Origin of the sequence: Mesorhizobium sp. M7A.F.Ca.CA.001.10.2.1 (genome assembly GCF_003998575.1) — a bacterium.
Lineage (GTDB): Bacteria > Pseudomonadota > Alphaproteobacteria > Rhizobiales > Rhizobiaceae > Mesorhizobium.
This window is the reverse complement of sequence record NZ_RZQY01001022.1, coordinates 1-1,384: the sequence shown is the minus strand read 5'-3', so window position 1 is coordinate 1,384 and position 1,384 is coordinate 1. Positions and strand designations below refer to the sequence as shown.

Here is a 1,384-nt window from a genome sequence, read left to right as displayed (position 1 = left end):
TACTAGACCAGCATGCAGAATCGGCGGCAGCGCGCTCGTCCGTCGCCGCAGGGGGAGAGACAGACTTGGGCAGACGACGACAGGGCGAAAGCGAAGACGGTCGAGGCGAGGCAACCGAGCAGGTCGCCAGCGAAAGCCGAACGGATCGCCTCAGGATTCGCGCCGCCTGGATGTATTTCGTCGAACAGATGACGCAGAACGAGATCGCCGACGTGCTCGGCGTCGGTCGCGTCACCATCGTGCGCATGCTGGCGGATGCCCGGGCGCGCAACGAAGTGAAGATCACCATCGAGAGCGAATTGTCGGAAATCGTGCGGCTTGAGCGCGCGCTGGAGAAGACGTTCGGGCTGCAGCAGGCGCTGGTGGCGCCGCTTTCGGCACCCAATGCCGATCCGATACCAGCGATCAGCGCCAAGACCGGCAGTTTCCTGTCGGACACGATGAAGTCCGGCATGCGGGTCGGCGTCGGCTGGGGGCAGACGCTGTTCTCGAGCCTGCCCTTCATCAGCGCCAAGTCGCTCACCGATTTCAAGGTGATTTCGCTGCTTGGCGGTGTCGGCGTCGTGCGCCGGGTAAACCCAGCCGAGTTCGCCTGGCGCTTCGCTCAGATATTCCAGGGCGACGGCTATCTGATGCCGACACCAGCCGTCGTCGACAGCGTCGAGACCAAGATCGCACTGATCGAGCGCTGCGGCCTGCAGGAGATTTTCGAAATGGCCGACGTGCTTGATGCCGTTCTGCTGAGCGTCGGCGGGATTGCCTCGGCCACCACCTTCTCTCGGGGCGGCTTTCTCAAGGAGGCGGATCGGGAGGCCCTGCTTGCGCGAGGCGCCGTGGGTGACCTCCTGTTCCATTTCTTCGACCGCAACGGCGATCTGGTCGACCATCCGGTCAACAGCCACGTGATGTCGGTGGATGTCGACCGTCTGCGCAAGGCGCCGATCCGTATCCTCACCTCCGGTGGCGAGGAGAAAACCGAAGCGCTGCTCGGCGCCATGACCCTCATCGCCCCAACCATCCTGATCACCGACGAGGAGAGCGCGCGGCGTATGCTGGAGGCGGTCAGCGGAAGCTGAAACTGTCCGTGATGTAGTCCGGCCAGGCCTGCTGTTCGTCGAAAACAGCGGCGAGATCCGGTGTGTCCGCCAGTATTCCGCTCAGCACCAGCGCGGTGGCGATGCCGGCGCTGTTTCCCCCCGATATATCGTGTTCGACGCTGTCGCCGACACAGACCACGGTGCCAGGGTCCGGCTCGCCGGCCAGCGCCAGCGCGGCTTCGAAAATCGCCTTGTCGGGCTTGCCGATACGGGTAACGCTGCCGCCCAGGCTTTCATAGAGATCGGCCAGACGACCGGCGCCGAAGCGAGGGCCAACGGTCGTCAGC

Annotated in this window: 2 protein-coding genes; one reads left to right on the top strand and one right to left on the bottom strand. The window is 64.4% G+C overall.

Features of this window, described 5'->3' with window-relative positions; translation table 11 throughout:
• Window positions 1–65 precede the first annotated feature (65 nt).
• Window positions 66–1,076 carry a sugar-binding transcriptional regulator gene (locus tag EN964_RS34650; protein WP_127269653.1) on the top strand — a complete coding sequence of 337 codons (1,011 nt, stop codon included), beginning with the start codon at window positions 66–68 and terminating at the stop codon, window positions 1,074–1,076.
• On the opposite strand, the gene EN964_RS34645 is transcribed toward EN964_RS34650, so the two are convergent.
• A partial coding sequence (locus EN964_RS34645; RefSeq protein WP_164763647.1) for an HAD hydrolase-like protein occupies window positions 1,063–1,384 on the bottom strand: 322 nt, incomplete at its 5' end. The genes EN964_RS34650 and EN964_RS34645 overlap by 14 nt on opposite strands.